The sequence below is a fragment of the Pseudomonas sp. lyk4-TYG-107 genome, from assembly GCF_030209055.1.
Taxonomy (GTDB): domain Bacteria; phylum Pseudomonadota; class Gammaproteobacteria; order Pseudomonadales; family Pseudomonadaceae; genus Aquipseudomonas; species Aquipseudomonas putida_A.
In genome coordinates this window covers 95,302-112,045 of sequence record NZ_JARVST010000029.1, presented here as the reverse complement: position 1 = coordinate 112,045, position 16,744 = coordinate 95,302, and the positions used below count along the sequence as shown (strand labels likewise).

Here is a 16,744-nt window from a genome sequence, read left to right as displayed (position 1 = left end):
GCGATGAGCCATCTGACCATCGCCACTACCCAGATGCCGTGCACCTGGGATCTGCCGCGCAACCTCGATCAGGCCGAGCAACTGGTGCGTGAGGCCGCCGCGAAGGGCGCGCAGGTGATCCTGTTGCAGGAGCTGTTCGCCACGCCATATTTCTGCATCGAACAGAGCCACAAACATCTGGCGCTGGCCGAGGAGTATCGCGACAGCCGTGTGCTGCAGCGTTTCGCCGCGCTGGCCAAAGAGCTGGGCGTGGTGCTGCCGCTGAGCTGGTTCGAGAGGGCCGGCAACGCCTTCTTCAATTCGTTGAGCGTGGCCGATGCCGACGGGCGCCTGTCGGGGGTGTACCGCAAAACCCACATTCCCAACGCCATCGGCTATCAGGAGAAGGAATATTTCAGCCCCGGCGATAGCGGCTTCAAAGTCTGGGACACCGCATTCGGCCGCCTCGGTGTGGGTATCTGCTGGGATCAATGGTTTCCCGAGACCGCGCGTTGTCTGGCGCTGATGGGCGCTGAAGTGTTGCTGTTCCCCACGGCTATCGGCTCCGAGCCGGGCTGCGCGGTGCTGGATTCTCGCGACCACTGGCAGATGACCATGCGCGGCCATGCCGCCGCCAATCTGCTGCCGGTAGTGGCGGCCAACCGGGTCGGGCGCGAAGTGGCGAGCACCGATCAGTCGCTGCAGATGAACTTCTACGGTTCGTCGTTCATCAGCGATCACAAAGGCCAGTTGCTGGCCGAAGCCGACCGCGACAGCACGGGCGTGCTGGTGCACCGCCTCGACCTCGAGGCGATGCGCGAAGAACGCCTGAGCTGGGGCATCTACCGTGACCGCCGGCCGGACATGTATGGCGCACTGCTCAGTCAGGATGGTCGCAACCTTCACGCACGCTGGAACGCTCAAGGGGTTTGATATGACTACGCATCACAAACGACTGCTCGGCGTTCTGGGCCTGGCCCTGACTTGCGTGATCCCGGCGCTGCATGCCGAGGACAAAACCCTGCGCCTGTACAACTGGGCCGATTATTTTGCCGAAGACACCCTGAGCCGCTTCACCGCCGAAACCGGGATTAAGGTGATCTACGACGTCATGGACGGCAGCGAAACCCTCGAGGCGAAGATGCTTTCAGGTGGCAGCGGCTATGACCTGATCTTCCCCGGCGACACTGTGGCCGAGCGCCTGATGCGCGCCGGCAGCCTGATGCCGCTGGACCCATCGAAGCTGACGGCACTGGCCGACATCGAACCCGGCTTGCAGAAATTGCGCAGCCATTACGAACACTCCAGCCAGGCCACCGTGCCTTACACCTGGGGCACCATCGGCCTGACCTACAACGCGGCGCAGATCAAGCAACGCATGGCCGACGCGCCGGTCAACAGCCTGGACATGCTGTTCAAACCGGAGCTGGCGGCGAAGTTTGCCGATTGCGGGATTTCGATGATCGACTCGCCGGATGAAGTGCTGGCAGTGGTGCTCAATTATCTGGGGCGCGATCCGCGTAGTGCGAAACCGGCGGATCTGGCGGCGGCCAGTGAGGTGCTGATGAAGCTGCGGCCTTATGTGCGCAAGTTCCAGTCGCAACCGGTGACCGATCTGGTCAACGGCAACCTGTGTCTGTCGCTGGGTTACAGCGGCGACATGACCCAGGCCCAACGCACCTCGGACAGCGCTGGCAAGACCACGAAATTTGAGTACCGCATCCCCCGCGAAGGCACCACGGTGTGGATGGACACCATGGCGATTCCGGTCGATGCGAAACACCCGGATTACGCCTACGCGTTCATCAACTTCGTGATGCGCCCGGAAAACATGGCGGCGATCAGTAACTTCACCGGTTACCCGACTTCCAACGCCAAGGCACGGGCCAGCGTCGATGCGGCAATGCGCAACAACCCGGACATCTACCTCGACGAGGCGACCTATGCTCGATTGATCCCGGGCAAGGACATTCCTCAGGCCGATATGCGTGCACGGATGCGCACCTGGACCAAATTCAAAACCGCCACCCACCCATGACTCAACCGCCGGCGCCCGGCCGCCGGCCCTTTTCAGGAAAACCAGAGATGTCGACGCGTCGTGAATTCATCAAACAGGTATCGGTCGCTGCAGGTGTCGGCGCTGCGTTCGTGGGGCTGGGCCTGGCACCCGGCAGACTTCTGGCGGCCAGCACGGGAGATTGGTTCATGCCCGACGAGGGTGACAGGCACGAACGCGCCTTCATTGCTTTCGGCGCACAGGATGCGTTCTGGGAAGATTTCACCGCCGATGTGCAGGCTGCGCTGGGCCGCATCGCCCGCACCATTGCCCGTTATGAACCGCTCACGGTGTTCTGTCGCAGCGGCGAACGCAGCCTCGCCGAAGAGTACTGCGGCACCCGCAATGTCACCTACGTAACCGCCGCGCTCGACGACATCTGGATGCGTGACATCAGCGCCAATTTTGTTATCGACGACAAGGGCGGCCTCGGCGCGGTGGACTTCAATTTCAACGGGTGGGGCGACGAACAGCGGCACAGCAAGGATGCGAAAATCGCTGCGCGAGTGGCCGCCGATGCACAGGCGACCTACCTGCGCAGTGAACTGGTGGGCGAGGGCGGTGGTATCGAGGTCGACGGCCACGGCACCGGGATCATGACCGAAAGCAGCTGGATCAACAGCAACCGCAATCCCGGCTGGAGCAAGGCCGATGTCGAGGCCGAACTGAAGGAACGTCTGGGCCTGCGCAAAATCATCTGGCTGCCGGGGATCAAGGGCAAGGACATCACCGACGCCCACGTCGATTTCTATGCACGGTTCATCAAGCCCGGCGTGGTCATTGCCAACCTCGACAACGACCCCGAATCCTACGATCACCAGGTCACGCTGGCGCACCTGGAGATTCTCAGGAAAGCCACCGACGCTGATGGTCGCCCGCTGCAGATCCACACGATTTCGCCGCCACTCAAGCCGCGCAAGAGCAAGTTCAACCAGAACAACCCGGATTTCGCTGCGGGTTACATCAACTATTTCGTGATCAACGGCGCGATCATCGCCCCGGAGTTCGGCGACAAGGAGGCGGACAAAAAGGCTTATGACCTGCTGTCGAAGCTGTACCCGGAGCGCAAAGTCGAGCTGCTGAACATCGATGCGATCGCTGCCGGTGGTGGCGGGATTCACTGCGTGACCAGTCATCAGCCACAAGCGTGATTGACTCTTTGGCCCATCGAGCCAACTATCGGCGCATAACAACATGACCGATGGGCCAGACCTTGATCGAACGACGTCAATTCAGCGGAGGCATGAAGGGTAAAAACCTCCGCTATCTGAATGAGCAATCCGCCGAGACCCGCATCACCCGCACCGGTTTTCTGCTGCTGGAACACTTTTCGCTGCCGGCCTTCACCCAGGCGCTGGACACCATCATCACCGCCAACCTGTTGCGCGCCGGACTGTTCAGCTCGCGCACGTTCGGGCTGAGCGAGGGTGAGGTGATCAGCGATCTGGGGTTGGTGATTCGCCCGGATGCGCGGATTGACGCCGCCAGCCTTGCGGATCTGGACTTGCTGGTGGTGTGCGGCGGCTACCGCACTGAGCTGAAGGCCAGCGAGGAGTTGAACAGCCTGCTGCGCTCGGCGGCGGAGCGCGGGGTCAGTCTGGCCGGTTTGTGGAACGGTGCGTGGTTTCTCGGCCGCGCCGGACTGCTCGATGGCTATCGTTGCGCGATCCACCCGGAGCATCGCCCCGCGCTGACCGAAATTGCCAAAGCCACCCAGGTCAGCAGCGAACCTTATGTGATCGATCGCGACCGGCTCACCGCGTCGAGCCCGTCCGGGGCTTTCCATATGGCGCTGGACTGGATCAAGAGCCTGCACGGCAAGGCGCTGGTCGAAGGCATCGAGGACATTCTGGCGTTCGAGGAGTCGCGGTATCGGCGGATCAAACCGGATGAAAACCTCTGCGTCAGTGCACCGTTGCGCGAGGTGGTCAAGCTGATGGACGCCAACCTCGAGGAACCGCTGGAGCTGGAACAACTGGCGGTGTACGCCGGTCGCTCGCGGCGACAACTGGAGCGCTTGTTCAAGGAGCAACTGGGCACCACGCCGCAGCGCTATTACCTGGAACTGCGCATCACCGAAGCCCGGCGCCTGTTGCAGCACACCGAGCTGTCGCAGATGGAAGTGCTGGTGGCCTGCGGTTTCGTTTCGCCGAGCCATTTCAGCAAGTGCTACAGCGCGTTTTTCGGTTATCGACCGTCCAGGGAAAAACGCCTGGTCAAATAGACCGAGGCGTTTTCTGCCTTCGACCTCAGAGGTGATCGGCGTCGATCACTGCCTGAGCAAACGCCTGCGGATCTTCCTGGGGCAGGTTGTGGCCGATGCCGCCGTTGATCAGGCGGAACTGGTACTTGCCGGTGAAACGCTTGGCGTAATCCTCAGGCGCCGGGTGCGGCGCGCCGTTGGCATCGCCCTCGAGGGTGATGGTCGGCACGCTGATGGATGGGGCGCTGGCGAGTTTCTGCTCCAGCGCCGCGTATTGCGGTTCGCCCTGCACCAGGCCCAGACGCCAGCGGTAGTTGAACACGGTGATCTCGACGTGATCGGGGTTTTCCAGTGCTTTGGCGCTGCGGTCGAACGTGGCGTCATCGAAGGCCCATTTCGGGGAGGCGAGCTGCCAGATCAGCTTGGCGAAGTCGTGGGTGTTTTTACGGTAACCGTCCCGGCCACGGTCGGTGGCGAAGTAGAACTGATACCACCACTGCAATTCGGCCTTGGGCGGCAACGGATTTTGCCCGGCAGCCTGATTGCCGATCAGGTAGCCGCTGACTGACACCAATGCCTTGACTCGCTCCGGCCACAGCGCCGAGACGATGTCCGCCGAACGTGCGCCCCAGTCGTAACCACCGAGCACCGCTTGCTTGATGTTCAGGGCATCCATGAAGTCGATCACGTCGCTGGCCAGCGCCGCAGGCTGCCCGTTGCGTGGCGTCTGATCGGAGAGGAAATGCGTGTCGCCATAACCCCGCGCATACGGCATCAGCACCCGATACCCCTTGGCGGCGAGCAACGGCGCGACCTTGTCATAGCTATGAATGTCGTACGGCCAGCCGTGCAGCAGAATCACCACCGGCCCCTGCGCCGGGCCGGTTTCGGCGTAGGCCACATCCAGCAGCCCGGCCTTCACATGCTTGAGCGGGCCGAACGGCGAGGGCGCGGAATAGCTGACGTTGTGGTCGCCGGTTGCCGGCTGCGCGGCGGCGGCCGTTGGCATTTGCGTCGCCGCCAGCGCGCCGAACAGCGTCACGGCGAGGATGTTCATACGGTTGAATGCTGCGTTTTTCATGCTGAAGTCTCCTTGGCAATCCTGTCGGGGGCAGGTGCGGGCTGAGCCCGGCAAACCTTGCAGGCATTTGAACGCCGGGACGTATCTGGTCCATGTCGAAAAAGCGCGATGATTCAAGTTCATGTATCGCCGGGGTGTCTGTACACACTGTGATACACGGTGGGTGTCGGGGCGGCGTGGCTTTGTATGGCCGTGTATCCAGCTCTGCACGTGATACACGGCGAGACCAAACGCGGGTTTTTCGACACATGGCCGCTACACCCGGCAGTCACAGTGCAGGCCTTCACACCATGACTGTCGAGAGGGCAATTGCATGCAACGCACACTGATTCTGGCCACTGTGGCCGCACTGGTTTCATTCACCGGCCTGGCGCAGGCGGCAGACGCTCAGGCCATGAGCTGGCAGCAGGGCTTGAGCCGTACCGACCTGATTCGTCAGGACCTGGGCGACGCGGATCGCGAGGTGATACAGGCACGTATCGATTTCGAACCGGGTGTCACCGCGCCGCGGCATGCGCATCCGGGTGTCGAAGTGGCGCACGTGCTCAGCGGCACGCTGGAGTATCAACTGGAGGGGCGGCCGGCGGTCACGCTAAAGGCCGGTGACTCGCTGTTCATCCCGGCTGGCGTGGCCCATGTGGCGAAGAACGTCGGCCAGGACCAAGGCGTGGAACTGGCGACCTATGTGGTGAAAAAAGGCCAGCCGCTGTTGGAGCTGAGGCCGTGATCGGGCTTATCTGGCGCGCAATAACTTGCGGTAATCCACTGGCGAAATCCCGCGGGCCTGACGGAAGGAATGGCTGAAAGAACTGGCCTGCGAGTAACCCAGCATCAGGGCAATGTTCATGATGCTGGTCTCGGTGCGGCGCAGGTAATGGTCGGCCAGTTCCATGCGCATGGTTTCCAGCACCTGATTGAAGTTTTCCCCTTCGGCCGCCAGTTTGCGCTGCAAGGTGCGCGGCGAAATCGCCAATTGCCGGGCCAGGCTTTTCAGGCTGAAATCACCGGTCGGCAATTGTTCGGTGAGCAGCGCGCGCAATCGATCTGTGACCGAAAACGCCGGATACGACAGGCACAACTGCCAGTCGGCCTCCAGCAGCATGCTGCGATGCATGCGCGGGTCGGCGCCCTGGATTCGTGTAGAGAGTGTCGACTCGGCAAACACCAGCGCATTGCAACCGGCCTCGAACTGCACCGGACAACCAAAGAAGTGTTCATACAGCGCCGGTTCGCCCACCGCCGAATGCATCATCCGGACTTCCAGCATCGGCTGATTGCTCGCGATCAACCAGCGGCCGAACGCTGCCCAGCCGACCATCAGCGCTTCCTGATGCAGGGCGCAATAGGGCTCCAGTTCACTGATGCGTTGATCTTCGAGGGTTACGCGGCCGTCGCCGATGACGATCCGGGTCTGGCTGGACGGACTGTCGTAAACGATCTTGCCGAAACGCAGAATCATGTTCAGCGATTCGCCCAGTGTCGCGCTGGTCATCAGCACATAACCCAGCACGCCGTAGGTGCCCGGGCGTACGGCGGCGCCGACCAGCAGGCCGAAATGCGGCAGGTTGCTGCTGAGCGCCGCCAGTTCCAGCAAGGCACGCAGTTGGCGCATGGGAATGCGCACGATCGAGTCGGACAACTGCTCGCGTGAGAGTCCGGTCTGCTGCAACAGCCAGTCGCCATCGCAGCCGTATTGTTCGGCGACATCAAGGACGTGGTTAACGAAGGCAGCGCTGGAAGTGGCGGGTCGCATGGGGGGAGGGGAAGTCCGGTAATCCGGTGATCTTGCTTTTCCGAAAGGTGAAGAAAGCGACGTCGCCAAGGCGCGCGGCGTCAATAGACCCTACATGCGCCCGATCACCGGAATACCGGTGCCAGTGACGGCCGACGCTTGTTCCGAGATCAGAAACAGAATGACCGCCGCCAGTTGAGCGGGCGTCACCCAGCGCTGATGCTCGGCGTCGGGCATGGCTTCACGGTTTTGCGGGGTGTCGAGCACGCTCGGTAGCACGGCATTGACCGTGATGCTCATGTCCTTCAGTTCTTCGGCGAGGCTTTCGGTCAGGCGCAAAACGCTGGATTTCGAAGCGGCGTAAGCGCCCATGCCCAGCCCGGCCTTCGCCGCCATGCTCGATCCGATATTGACGATGCGTCCCGCCGAGGATTGCAGCAGCAATGGCAGCAAGGCTTTGCTGGCGTTCAATGCGGTTCGAAGGTTCAGCGAGTAGAGCCGATCCCAGGCCTCTATCGCACTGCCCAGCAACGGCTCCCACGCATAGCCGCCGGCGCCGTTGACCAGGGCGTCGAGGCGTCCGAAATAGCGGTTGATCTGGTGGGCGACTGCCTGGCAATCGGCAAGGGAGGTCAGATCGATGCCGGACAGGACCAGTCGATTGTGGGAACTGGGCATCGCCATCGTCGCCTGATCGATCAGCACCAGATCCGCGCCCTGGGCTGCGGCCATGTCCGCCAGGGTCTCGCCGAGATTCCCCAGGGCGCCGGTAATCGCCACAACGCGCCGTGAGAGTGACTGAGTCATCAAGAGTCCTTTCCTTTTTAAGGGCGCATACTCTAATGATATCGGTGGCCTGTGGCATGCTTTTGGATGTCAACTTGTTGTGCAAAAGTGCCAAAATTTTATGCTTGGCAACACATCACGAAAGGGTCGTGAAACAGGCGTCAGAAAGTTGGCTTCTGACGGTGGGCGCCAAGCGGATTCTGAAAGCCTGGCGATGGTTTGGTCTGGCATTCTTGTCGCTGTTTCGCCAAGCGCAAGTCCTTCCTGAAGTCTTTAGCACGCTTTTTTTCCGGACGACGCCGTGCAATTCAGAAGTACGTTTTTTGCGTCACATAATCTGTTGCTGCAGCGAGTCAGCGCTGCTTGTATCCTTGCGCGCGACAAGGACACGCGGCCGCAGTCATCGAGTCGGTCGACCCGCCGCAGGAACGGAAACCGGACTTTCCCAAAGGTAGTAATGTGAAGCGTGATACCCGCCTGGTTGTGCTTTTGTTGTTGGTGATTGGTTGTTCCCTCGCCTCACTGACGGTGTGGAAAGTACTGGCCTCTCGAGAGCGCGCGCTGGAGGAAGTCAACATTCATGGCTTGAACCTGACCCAGGCGCTGGCGACTTATTCCGAAGGGATCGTTCGCCAGAGTTCGTTGCTGTTGCTCGGGATCGTCGAACGTCTGGAAACCGAAGGCAGTGGCCCCGCGCAGATCCAGCGTCTGAGCGCACTGGTCAATCGTCAGGAACCGCTGATGCCGCAGCTCAGCGGCATCACCATCTACGACAATCAGGGCCGTTGGCTGATGTCGTCCAACCGACCGATTCCGGCCGGGGCCAACAGCAGTGATCGTGTTTATTTCATCCATCATCGTGACGACCCGAGCCGCGAGACCTTTATCGGTCCGCCGATCCAGAGTCGCTCCAATCAGGAGTGGGTGATCACCGTCAGCCGCCGTTTCAATGATGCGCACGGCGAGTTTGCCGGGGTGGTGGCGGTGACCCTGGGTATCGAAAACTTCCTGCGCCTGTTCGGCAAGATCGACGTCGGGCAGGACGGGGCCATCGGCTTGTCCTACACCGACGGTACGTTGCTGGTGCGCTATCCCTTCCGCGAGCAGGACATGGGCCGCAATTTTTCCAAGTCGCCCATCTATGAGAAGTATCTGGTCGATCGATCGGTCGGCACCGCGTCATTTACTTCCAGCCTCGATGGCGTCGAACGGCTCTATGCCTTCCGCAAGAGCGACCGGCTGCCGCTGATCACCACTGTCGCCCTCGGCAAGCGCGAAGCCCTTGCTGCGTGGCGCATGGAGGCCTGGCTGTCGGCAGTGGTGGTCGCGGGGTTGCTGGGGCTTACCGGGCTCATCGGCTGGTTTCTGATTCTCGATATTCGCAGGCGTACCAGGGCTGAAGATCAATTGCGCGGGACGCAGCAGCAGTTGCTTTCCTCCAATCGTCAGCTTGAGTTACTGGCGATGAAGGACGCCTTGACCGGTCTGGCCAACCGGCGCTGCTTCGATGAGAGCCTCGCCATGGAAGCCCGGCGCGCACAACGTGACGGCACGACGCTGGCGTTGCTGATGATCGATATCGATTACTTCAAGCTGTTCAACGACTCGTTCGGGCATGTCGCCGGCGATGCCTGCCTGCAGAAGGTCGGCACAATCCTCGAAGGTTGTGTGCGGCGCCCGTCGGATCTGGTGGCGCGTTACGGCGGCGAGGAGCTGAGCGTGATCATGCCGGCCACCGACAGTGACGGTGCTGCAGTGGTCGCGCAACTGATCCTCGAACGCTTGGAGCAAGCGAACATCGCACACCCGTCCAGCCCATTCGGCCGGCTGAGTGTGAGTATCGGCATCGCTACGGCCTCGGGGGCGCAACTGCAATCCTTGCAAGGGTTGATCGAGGTCGCCGATCAGGCGCTGTATAACGCCAAGACGCTGGGGCGTAACCGGTTTGTGAAGTGATTGGTGGGCATTAATCCGATAGATCGCCGTCGGGCGGACTTTCACGCCGGGCGGCGAACCCGCTGGGTGTCTCTTGATGGCGGACACCCGAACTGGCGACTGTATTCCCGGCTGAATTGCGACGGGCTTTCGTAGCCCACTCGATAGCAGGCACTCGCCACATCCAGCCCTTCGCCGAGCAATAAGCGGCGGGCTTCCTGCAGGCGAAGCTGTTTCTGGTATTGCAGTGGACTCATGGCCGTCACGGCCTTGAATTGATGATGCAATGTGGAGCTGCCGAGACTGGCGACCCGCGCGAGTTCTTCGATGCGCAAGGGTTGGGTGTAGTGGTTGTTCAGCCAATCGATTGCCCGCGTTACCCGGCGTGTTTGCGAGTCAACGAGGGCAAGCTCATACAGACGACGACCGTGCACACCTCGCAGGAGCCGGTAATACAGCTCGCGAAGGGCGAGGGGCGCGAGCATGCCGATGTCTTTCGGTGTTTCCAGCAGCCGGACCAGCCGAAGCATGGTTTCCAGCAGAGGCACATCGACCTTTTCAATGAACAGGCCAAGCTCCGGCTCGTCCGGGACGCCCGTCGGGGGCGCATCGGCGATGACCTGCGCGATTTCCGTGGCTTCGAAATCAATGCGGATACACAGATAGGGCGCCTCCGGGCTGGCCATCAGCACGCGCCCGGACACGGGAAGTGTCACTGAGACCACCAGGTAACTGAGCGGGTCGTACAGGTAATGGTCGTCACCCAGGCCGACTTCTTTTTGTCCTTGCACGATCAGGCAAAGTGCCGGCTTGTGCACGGTGTGGATCAGCTCCGAAGGTGCGTCAAAACGGATTACATGCAAGGGCGCTACGGCGGTCTCATAGACCCCGGGTGCGCTAAACCGTTGCGTCAGCAAGCGAACCAGTTCGTCACGGTAGATGGCCGTGTTTTGCAGGATGAAAGCATCGCTCTGTTGCATTTCAGGCTCTCACAAGTGTCCATGAGCGTCTGCCCGGAACTGTCCAGGCAGACGATATTCACCCGACATCATTAAAGTGCTCATTGCCGATAAAGGACCATGCCGGCGTGATACAGCACGTCGTCATGAAAATGCCCGTCAGCGGTGAAGCCGGTGTCGTCCCAGTACTGGATATAGTCACCGGTTATTTCGTAGCGACCTTCATAAGCACTGTTATTTTTACCACGGGCCTCGTCATAACGCCCAGTGGTCAGAAGCTCGTGACGGATGAACCCATCAGCGGTGACCCACATCCCGGCGTAACGATGGTCAGGCGTGGTTTGTCTGGCATTTTTCATCAGCTTTTCTCCTCAGTCCTCATTCAATCCGAGCGGCCTGCCGTGGCCTGTGTCTGCATCCGTTGCGTGCTTTCAGATTACGTAGCAGAGCGCAGAGGTGTCAGAACAAAACTGCCGCAGATTTGCCTGATCCTCTCGGGCTTGCGGGCGGATCTTTCCTGTAATGGCTCAACCGGCCGTGACGGTCATGCCGCCGTCGGCCATGACAACCGAACCGACCATGAAGCTGGCACGGTCCGAGGCGATGAACGCGACCACTTCGGCGATTTCTTCCGGTTGTGCCGCACGGCCGATCGGCGCGGCCTCGCCGTGTTGGGCGAGAAATGCCGGGCCATCGTCGACTACATTGTTGAGGATGTTGGTCACCACATCTCCGACGCCGACGGCATTGACGCGGATGCCGTGGCCAATGACTTCAAGCGCCAGGGTGCGCGTCAGTTGCGCGAGTGCGCCTTTGGAAGCGGTGTAGGCGGCGATGGTGGGGAAGGCGAAGTAGGAGGCGTAGGACGCGATGTTGACGATCGAACCGGATTTATTCGGCATCATCGCCTTGACCGCTTCGCGGCTATGCAGAAATGCCGCCGTGGCATTGACCGCCTGAATGCGCTCCCAGTCTTCGCGAGTCATGTCGATGACCAGCTTGTTGATGATGATGCCGGCGTTATTGACCAGGATGTCCAGTCGACCAAATTGCTCGACGGCCAATGCGACCGCGCGTTCAGCGGCCCCGTCCTGAGTGATGTCGGCTACCAGTGGTACCAGCCCGGGGCGAGCCAGCGCCTCTACCTCAGGGCTGATATCTTCGGCGATGACTTTGGCGCCGCGGGCATGCAGCAGTAGTGCGATGGCCTTGCCGATGCCACTGGCCGCGCCAGTGATCAGAGCCACTTTACCGGCCACTTCGTTTGGTGTGCTGTGCTTGATATCGGTCATGATGTTCTCCAGCATTTTGATCGAGTAGGGATTGGCCGGGTCGGCGCCCGCAAGGCGCTGTCATCGGCGACGGGCCTACTGTCTCGCAGCGGGGCGAGGTCGGCTTTCGGGAGATTGCCCCGGCTGTCGGGGTTTTGCGCTGAATCTCAGCAAAAGGGCATGTTCATGACCAATACCGGGCAAACGGCGTTGCAACAGAAGTCCACTTCCTCCCAGGACTTGCGCATCACCGGGCAGTCGATGGGAGACTACCTGCCGGGCGAGCCGCAGGCGTTGCCAGCGTGTCCGGAAATCAAGGACATCGTGATCCGGTTTTTTACCCATGGCAGCGTGGTTGAACCCATTCTCGTGCCTGCGGTGGTGGAACCGCTGCTCGTCCTGGTTCTGGCGGGGTCGGCGAGGGTGGAGGAGCGCGTGCCGGGTGGCGAGTGGGAAGCGGCGGAGGTCAGCGCGGGCGATTTTTTCCTCACCAGTTCCGACGAGCCTTATGAGATGCGCTGGCAGACTCAAGGGGCCGACACCTTTGAAGTGATGCACCTTTATCTGGGGCTGCCGTTGATCGAGCACGCGTCGCGTGAGTTGTTGGGGGATTACGGGGGAGCTGTGCGTTTGCGTGATATTTCCGGGGCACGCGACGCGCGCGTCGCGTTTGTCATGGAGCAGTTGCGCACCGAACTGGTTCTGGAGCGCTCGCCCAGCGCTCTGTTTGCCCGCTCGCTGGCACAGGCGCTGGCCGTACATCTGGTGCGCAGCTATCGCGCCGAGGCCCGAGGCGGACGTCGGAGCAACGCTTTGCAAGCCTACAAGCTGCGCAAAGTCACTGACGCCATGAGTGCGGATCTGGGCGCTGAATTCAGTCTGGCAAAGCTGGCCAGACTGGCCGAGCTGAGCGAGTACCACTTCAGCCGTCTGTTCAAGCGTGCGACGGGTTTTTCGCCTTCGCAGTACTTCATCCGCTTGCGCATGATTCGCGCGCGGCAGCTGTTGCTCGAGACCGGGCGCAGTGTCATCGACGTCGGCCTGGAGGTCGGCTATTCAAGCCCCAGTCACTTCTCTCAGGTATTTCGTCGCGAGGTGGGCGTAACGCCCAGCGAGTTCCGTGGGGCTTGAGCATCGCTGCTTTATCTGTTTTGCAGATTGATGCACACCGACACGAATAGGCAAAAGTTGCGCAGGTTTCGGCACGCGCCGAGCAGGCATGTGCCCTTAATCTTTTCGACGTACCCCGCAGCAACGCCCGCACTTCAGCGGTCGCTGCTGAACTTCAATGCTGAGAGCAGGAGCTACGGATATGTCGAACATTCACAACAAAGTCGTGCTGATTACCGGTGCAAGCAGTGGTATTGGCGAAGCGGCGGCCAGGCTGATCGCCAGCAAAGGTGCCCATGTGGTACTCGGTGCCCGCCGTACAGAGCGTCTGGACCAACTGGTCAGCGAGATCCGGGCCGAGGGTGGCTCGGCCAGCGCCCGCGCACTGGATGTCACCGATCTGCAATCCATGCAGGCGTTCGTGACGTTCGCCAAGGCGCAACATGGCAAGGTCGACGTGATCATCAATAACGCGGGCGTGATGCCGCTGTCTCCCCTGGCCTCGCTGAAAGTCAATGAGTGGAACCAGATGCTCGATGTCAACGTGCGCGGGGTGCTGCATGGTATCGCTGCGGTCTTGCCGGACATGCAGGCGCAAGGGTACGGGCAGGTTATCAATATCTCGTCGATTGGCGGTCTTGCGGTCTCTCCAACCGCCGCGGTGTACTGCGCGACCAAATTCGCCGTCCGCGCCATCTCGGATGGTTTGCGCCAGGAAACGGACAAGATTCGCGTCACGGTGGTGTGCCCGGGTGTCGTCGAGTCGGAACTGGCCGATACGATTTCCGATGAGGTGGCACGCGAGGAAATGAAAGCCTTCCGGCGTGTGGCGCTCAACGCCGACGCCATTGCACGAGCCCTCGCTTATGCCATCGAACAGCCCGACGATGTTGATGTAAGTGAGATTGTGGTACGTCCGACGGCCAGCCCGTACTGAGCCATCCTGGAAGGCAATCGCTCTCAGGCTCAAAGCAGTCGTGCATCAACGGCTGCTTTGGGCCGCTTCATTTTCGAGGCCGCAACGAAAACCATCTGTCGCGCCGTCAGTCGCCGCCGCTGAACACTCCAGAACCGCAGCCCTCTACCGACTTACAAGTCCGGGGGTAATGACCATGAGCGACATTCGCAAAGAGCAGGCGTTGGCCGCCTGGCGAAAATTACTGGAAGAGCCAGAGATCCGTATGGACGCCGAGGATCAATACGACGAGTTGCTGAAAATGGCCGACACCATGGAGCAGGAAGGGCTGATTACAGCAACAGAATGGCGCCAGTTGGTGCGCAAGGCCGGTGCGAGGTTCGCCCAGGCCACCGAGGGGCTTTCGGGCGGAACCTGAGAATTTGGCGGGGCAGGGCGCAGAGCGACGGTGCCGCATTGACAGCGGCAACTGTTGTTAATGGGAATCTGTATTAATTGCGAATAATTTTGTATAGCATGCGCGGGAGTTTTTTGGCGGATTCACCCCCTGCATTGGCCTATTCGTAAAGGTTTCCCTCTCCATGCGTCGAACCCTGCTTTCCATTTGTGTGCTGCAAGCATTGTCGCCTGCCTCATGGGCTGATCAAACGGGGGCATCACCCTCAACGCTGGAGCTGGACGCTACCGATGTCATCGGTACGGCGAATTACGAAAGGGCGGACGGCCCGGTGCAGGGTTATCGCGCGACGCGCTCGGCCAGCGCCACGCGTACCGACACCTCGATCCATGAAACTGCGCAATCGATCAGTGTCGTCTCGAAGGATGCGGTCGAAGATCTGGGCGCCACCCGATTGCAGGACGCGCTGGACTACGCCGGCGGCGTGGGGCGGGCGAACAATTTTGGTGGGCAGGGTCTGACCACGTTTACCGTGCGTGGCTTCACCACTGGCGAGTTCTATCGCAACGGTTTTCCGATCAACCGCGGCTATCCGAACATGCCGGATGCCAACACAATCGAACGCCTCGAAGTGCTGCGCGGCCCGGCCACCATGCTTTACGGTCGGGGTGATCCTGGCGGCACCTTCAACGTGGTGTCCAAGCAGCCGTTGCCTGAAAGCAGCGTCACCCTGGGCAGCCAACTCAACGATCAGGGCATGAAACGCGGCACGCTGGACGCTTCCGGCCCGCTCGACGAAGAAGGGCGTCTGGCCTATCGCTTGAACATTGTGGGCGAGGGCGGCGACACCTTCCGCGATCATGTCGAAACCGAGCGCTACGGCATCGCACCGGTGCTCACCTGGCAGGCAACCGACGCGACCAAGCTGATTTTCGAAGGCGATTTCATGCGCAACAACGCGCCTCTGGATCGCGGCCTTACCCGTTACGCAAAACAGACGGGAACCGCTTCGCGCGACAGTTTTTTCGGCGAAAAAGACGCTGGCAAACTGCATAACGACAACAACATGGCGCAAATGCGTTTCGAGCACATGCTCAATGACGACTGGACCCTGGGCGGCGGGTTCCAGTGGCTCGACGGTTCGCTCAAGGGCAACGCAATCGAGGCCAATGGCATTGCCGATGACGGCCGCACTTTGGGGCGCAATTTCAACTATCGCAAGCTGGAGTGGACCGACAAGGATACCCAGCTCAACCTGACAGGGCATTTCGATACCGCGGGTTTGCAGCACACGTTGCTCACCGGCATCGAGTACGAGGATTACGACTACAAGTCGATCATCCAGCGCTCCAGCGGCGCCGTCGGTGCGTACCCGATCGACATCTTCGACCCGGTCTACGGCCAGCCGCGCCCGGCGCTCACCCGCACGCCGACGCACGACAAGGAAAACCTCAAGACGTATGCCGCGTTCGTGCAGGATCAGGTGGCGTTGACCGATAAACTCAAGGTGTTGGCCGGGGCGCGTTTCGAGCGCTTCGAACATGACTACGAAACTTACGTGCCCGGTGGCAAGAGCTGGCAGGCCAGTGACAACGCGGTGACTCCGCGCATCGGCGTGACCTATGACCTGACCGAGACATTGGCGATCTATGCCGACACGGCGCGCTCTTTCAAGCCGAACACCGGCGCCAGTCGCCAGGGCGGAGGGTTCGAGCCAGAGAAGGGCAAGTCCTATGAAATGGGACTCAAGTGGGAAGCGCTGGATCAGCAGTTGAGCGTCGACGCGGCGATCTATCAGATCGAAAAACGTAACGTGCTGACCACCGACCCGGTTGACTCGACCTTCAGCGTTGCGGCCGGCGAGGTGCGCAGCCGTGGATTCGACGTCAACGTGGCCGGCAACCTGACGCCCGAATGGCGGGTGATTGGCGGCTACGCCTATGTCGATGCCGAGGTAACCAAGGACAACGTGCTGCGCTCTGGCACGCGGCTGATGAACATCCCGAAGAACAGCTTCAGCCTGCTGAACATGTATGAGTTCCAGGACGGCACCTTCAAGGGACTGGGCCTGGGCACTGGCCTCAAGTACGTCGACGAGCGCGCCGGCCAAACCGCCAACACCGCGTTTTCGATGGGCAGCTATACCGTTGTCGACTTGCTCAGCTTCTACAAGATCAATGACAAGGTGCGGCTCAATCTCGACGTGAAAAACCTCTTTGACCGTGATTATGAAGAGGGCGCATTCGGCAACGTCTATGCCTACCCGGGGGCGCCGCGAACCGTGCAGGTCGGCGTTTCCTACACCTTGTAGCAGGGTGG

The 16,744-nt window shown here is 60.8% G+C and carries 16 protein-coding genes; 10 read left to right on the top strand and 6 right to left on the bottom strand.

Features of this window, described 5'->3' with window-relative positions; genetic code table 11:
* The first annotated feature begins 3 nt into the window (after nucleotides 1-3).
* Genes aguB through souR form a run of 4 tightly spaced genes read left to right on the top strand, consistent with a single transcriptional unit; the run spans nucleotide 4 to nucleotide 4,259 of the window.
* A complete protein-coding gene (gene aguB, locus QRN61_RS23715) occupies nucleotides 4-912 on the top strand; it encodes an N-carbamoylputrescine amidase (RefSeq protein ID WP_285375757.1) in 909 nt (302 codons plus the stop codon).
* Nucleotide 913: 1 nt separating this feature from the next.
* On the top strand, nucleotides 914-2,017 hold the full coding sequence (locus QRN61_RS23710) for an extracellular solute-binding protein (RefSeq protein ID WP_285375756.1): 1,104 nt from the start codon (nucleotides 914-916) through the stop codon (nucleotides 2,015-2,017).
* A gap of 47 nt (nucleotides 2,018-2,064) precedes the next feature.
* Nucleotides 2,065-3,186: an agmatine deiminase family protein gene (locus QRN61_RS23705; protein ID WP_285375753.1), complete on the top strand. Its 1,122-nt coding sequence runs from the start codon at nucleotides 2,065-2,067 to the stop codon at nucleotides 3,184-3,186.
* A 50-nt stretch (nucleotides 3,187-3,236) separates the two neighbouring features.
* On the top strand, nucleotides 3,237-4,259 hold the full coding sequence (gene souR, locus QRN61_RS23700; RefSeq protein ID WP_183785298.1) for a transcriptional regulator SouR: 1,023 nt from the start codon (nucleotides 3,237-3,239) through the stop codon (nucleotides 4,257-4,259).
* A 25-nt stretch (nucleotides 4,260-4,284) separates the two neighbouring features.
* Here souR and QRN61_RS23695 read toward each other — a convergent pair whose 3' ends face one another.
* Nucleotides 4,285-5,319 carry an alpha/beta fold hydrolase gene (locus tag QRN61_RS23695; protein ID WP_285375750.1) on the bottom strand — a complete coding sequence of 345 codons (1,035 nt, stop codon included), beginning with the start codon at nucleotides 5,317-5,319 and terminating at the stop codon, nucleotides 4,285-4,287.
* A 313-nt stretch (nucleotides 5,320-5,632) separates the two neighbouring features.
* On the opposite strand from QRN61_RS23695, the gene QRN61_RS23690 reads away from it, so the two are divergent.
* Complete coding sequence (locus tag QRN61_RS23690) at nucleotides 5,633-6,046, top strand: cupin domain-containing protein (protein ID WP_285375748.1); 414 nt, start codon at nucleotides 5,633-5,635, stop codon at nucleotides 6,044-6,046.
* A 6-nt stretch (nucleotides 6,047-6,052) separates the two neighbouring features.
* Here the strand turns inward: QRN61_RS23690 and QRN61_RS23685 are convergent, their stop codons facing one another.
* Both QRN61_RS23685 and QRN61_RS23680 read right to left on the bottom strand, forming a co-directional pair.
* Nucleotides 6,053-7,072, bottom strand: a complete 1,020-nt coding sequence (locus tag QRN61_RS23685; RefSeq protein WP_027613830.1) for an AraC family transcriptional regulator — start codon at nucleotides 7,070-7,072, stop codon at nucleotides 6,053-6,055.
* 90 nt (nucleotides 7,073-7,162) lie between these two features.
* On the bottom strand, nucleotides 7,163-7,858 hold the full coding sequence (locus tag QRN61_RS23680) for an SDR family NAD(P)-dependent oxidoreductase (protein WP_027613831.1): 696 nt from the start codon (nucleotides 7,856-7,858) through the stop codon (nucleotides 7,163-7,165).
* A 438-nt stretch (nucleotides 7,859-8,296) separates the two neighbouring features.
* Between QRN61_RS23680 and QRN61_RS23675 the strand changes: the two genes are divergently transcribed.
* The gene (locus QRN61_RS23675; RefSeq protein WP_285375746.1) at nucleotides 8,297-9,793 is read left to right on the top strand and encodes a sensor domain-containing diguanylate cyclase; all 1,497 of its coding nucleotides are present in this window, start codon (nucleotides 8,297-8,299) and stop codon (nucleotides 9,791-9,793) included.
* Between the two features lie 41 nt (nucleotides 9,794-9,834).
* Here QRN61_RS23675 and QRN61_RS23670 read toward each other — a convergent pair whose 3' ends face one another.
* The 3 genes from QRN61_RS23670 to QRN61_RS23660 all read right to left on the bottom strand — a co-directional run bounded on the left by QRN61_RS23670 (nucleotide 9,835) and on the right by QRN61_RS23660 (nucleotide 12,023).
* Nucleotides 9,835-10,752 carry an AraC family transcriptional regulator gene (locus tag QRN61_RS23670; protein ID WP_097089988.1) on the bottom strand — a complete coding sequence of 306 codons (918 nt, stop codon included), beginning with the start codon at nucleotides 10,750-10,752 and terminating at the stop codon, nucleotides 9,835-9,837.
* A gap of 80 nt (nucleotides 10,753-10,832) precedes the next feature.
* A complete protein-coding gene (locus tag QRN61_RS23665; RefSeq protein ID WP_096796853.1) occupies nucleotides 10,833-11,090 on the bottom strand; it encodes an Atu4866 domain-containing protein in 258 nt (85 codons plus the stop codon).
* A gap of 168 nt (nucleotides 11,091-11,258) precedes the next feature.
* Entirely contained in the window at nucleotides 11,259-12,023 is a 765-nt protein-coding gene (locus tag QRN61_RS23660) for an SDR family NAD(P)-dependent oxidoreductase (protein ID WP_027613835.1), read from the bottom strand.
* Nucleotides 12,024-12,188: 165 nt separating this feature from the next.
* Between QRN61_RS23660 and QRN61_RS23655 the strand changes: the two genes are divergently transcribed.
* The 4 genes from QRN61_RS23655 to QRN61_RS23640 all read left to right on the top strand — a co-directional run bounded on the left by QRN61_RS23655 (nucleotide 12,189) and on the right by QRN61_RS23640 (nucleotide 16,736).
* Nucleotides 12,189-13,133 (top strand): helix-turn-helix domain-containing protein, encoded by a 945-nt coding sequence (locus tag QRN61_RS23655; RefSeq protein ID WP_027613836.1) that lies wholly within the window; start codon nucleotides 12,189-12,191, stop codon nucleotides 13,131-13,133.
* Nucleotides 13,134-13,314: 181 nt separating this feature from the next.
* On the top strand, nucleotides 13,315-14,049 hold the full coding sequence (locus QRN61_RS23650; protein WP_096796850.1) for an SDR family oxidoreductase: 735 nt from the start codon (nucleotides 13,315-13,317) through the stop codon (nucleotides 14,047-14,049).
* 175 nt (nucleotides 14,050-14,224) lie between these two features.
* Complete coding sequence (locus QRN61_RS23645) at nucleotides 14,225-14,446, top strand: hypothetical protein (RefSeq protein WP_027613838.1); 222 nt, start codon at nucleotides 14,225-14,227, stop codon at nucleotides 14,444-14,446.
* Between the two features lie 163 nt (nucleotides 14,447-14,609).
* Nucleotides 14,610-16,736, top strand: coding sequence for a TonB-dependent siderophore receptor (locus QRN61_RS23640; RefSeq protein WP_285375743.1), 2,127 nt, complete (start codon nucleotides 14,610-14,612; stop codon nucleotides 16,734-16,736).
* The last annotated feature ends 8 nt before the right edge of the window (nucleotides 16,737-16,744 follow it).

Excerpts from the sequence above, each read along its gene's own strand:
- aguB (WP_285375757.1), top strand. The coding sequence starts at position 4 with ATGAGCCATCTGACCATCGCCACTACCCAGATGCCGTGCACCTGGGAT.
- QRN61_RS23710 (WP_285375756.1), top strand. The coding sequence starts at position 914 with ATGACTACGCATCACAAACGACTGCTCGGCGTTCTGGGCCTGGCCCTG.
- QRN61_RS23705 (WP_285375753.1), top strand. The coding sequence starts at position 2,065 with ATGTCGACGCGTCGTGAATTCATCAAACAGGTATCGGTCGCTGCAGGT.
- souR (WP_183785298.1), top strand. The coding sequence starts at position 3,237 with ATGGGCCAGACCTTGATCGAACGACGTCAATTCAGCGGAGGCATGAAG.
- QRN61_RS23695 (WP_285375750.1), bottom strand. The coding sequence starts at position 5,319 with ATGAAAAACGCAGCATTCAACCGTATGAACATCCTCGCCGTGACGCTG.
- QRN61_RS23690 (WP_285375748.1), top strand. The coding sequence starts at position 5,633 with ATGCAACGCACACTGATTCTGGCCACTGTGGCCGCACTGGTTTCATTC.
- QRN61_RS23685 (WP_027613830.1), bottom strand. The coding sequence starts at position 7,072 with ATGCGACCCGCCACTTCCAGCGCTGCCTTCGTTAACCACGTCCTTGAT.
- QRN61_RS23680 (WP_027613831.1), bottom strand. The coding sequence starts at position 7,858 with ATGACTCAGTCACTCTCACGGCGCGTTGTGGCGATTACCGGCGCCCTG.
- QRN61_RS23670 (WP_097089988.1), bottom strand. The coding sequence starts at position 10,752 with ATGCAACAGAGCGATGCTTTCATCCTGCAAAACACGGCCATCTACCGT.
- QRN61_RS23665 (WP_096796853.1), bottom strand. The coding sequence starts at position 11,090 with ATGAAAAATGCCAGACAAACCACGCCTGACCATCGTTACGCCGGGATG.
- QRN61_RS23660 (WP_027613835.1), bottom strand. The coding sequence starts at position 12,023 with ATGACCGATATCAAGCACAGCACACCAAACGAAGTGGCCGGTAAAGTG.
- QRN61_RS23655 (WP_027613836.1), top strand. The coding sequence starts at position 12,189 with ATGACCAATACCGGGCAAACGGCGTTGCAACAGAAGTCCACTTCCTCC.
- QRN61_RS23650 (WP_096796850.1), top strand. The coding sequence starts at position 13,315 with ATGTCGAACATTCACAACAAAGTCGTGCTGATTACCGGTGCAAGCAGT.
- QRN61_RS23645 (WP_027613838.1), top strand. The coding sequence starts at position 14,225 with ATGAGCGACATTCGCAAAGAGCAGGCGTTGGCCGCCTGGCGAAAATTA.
- QRN61_RS23640 (WP_285375743.1), top strand. The coding sequence starts at position 14,610 with ATGCGTCGAACCCTGCTTTCCATTTGTGTGCTGCAAGCATTGTCGCCT.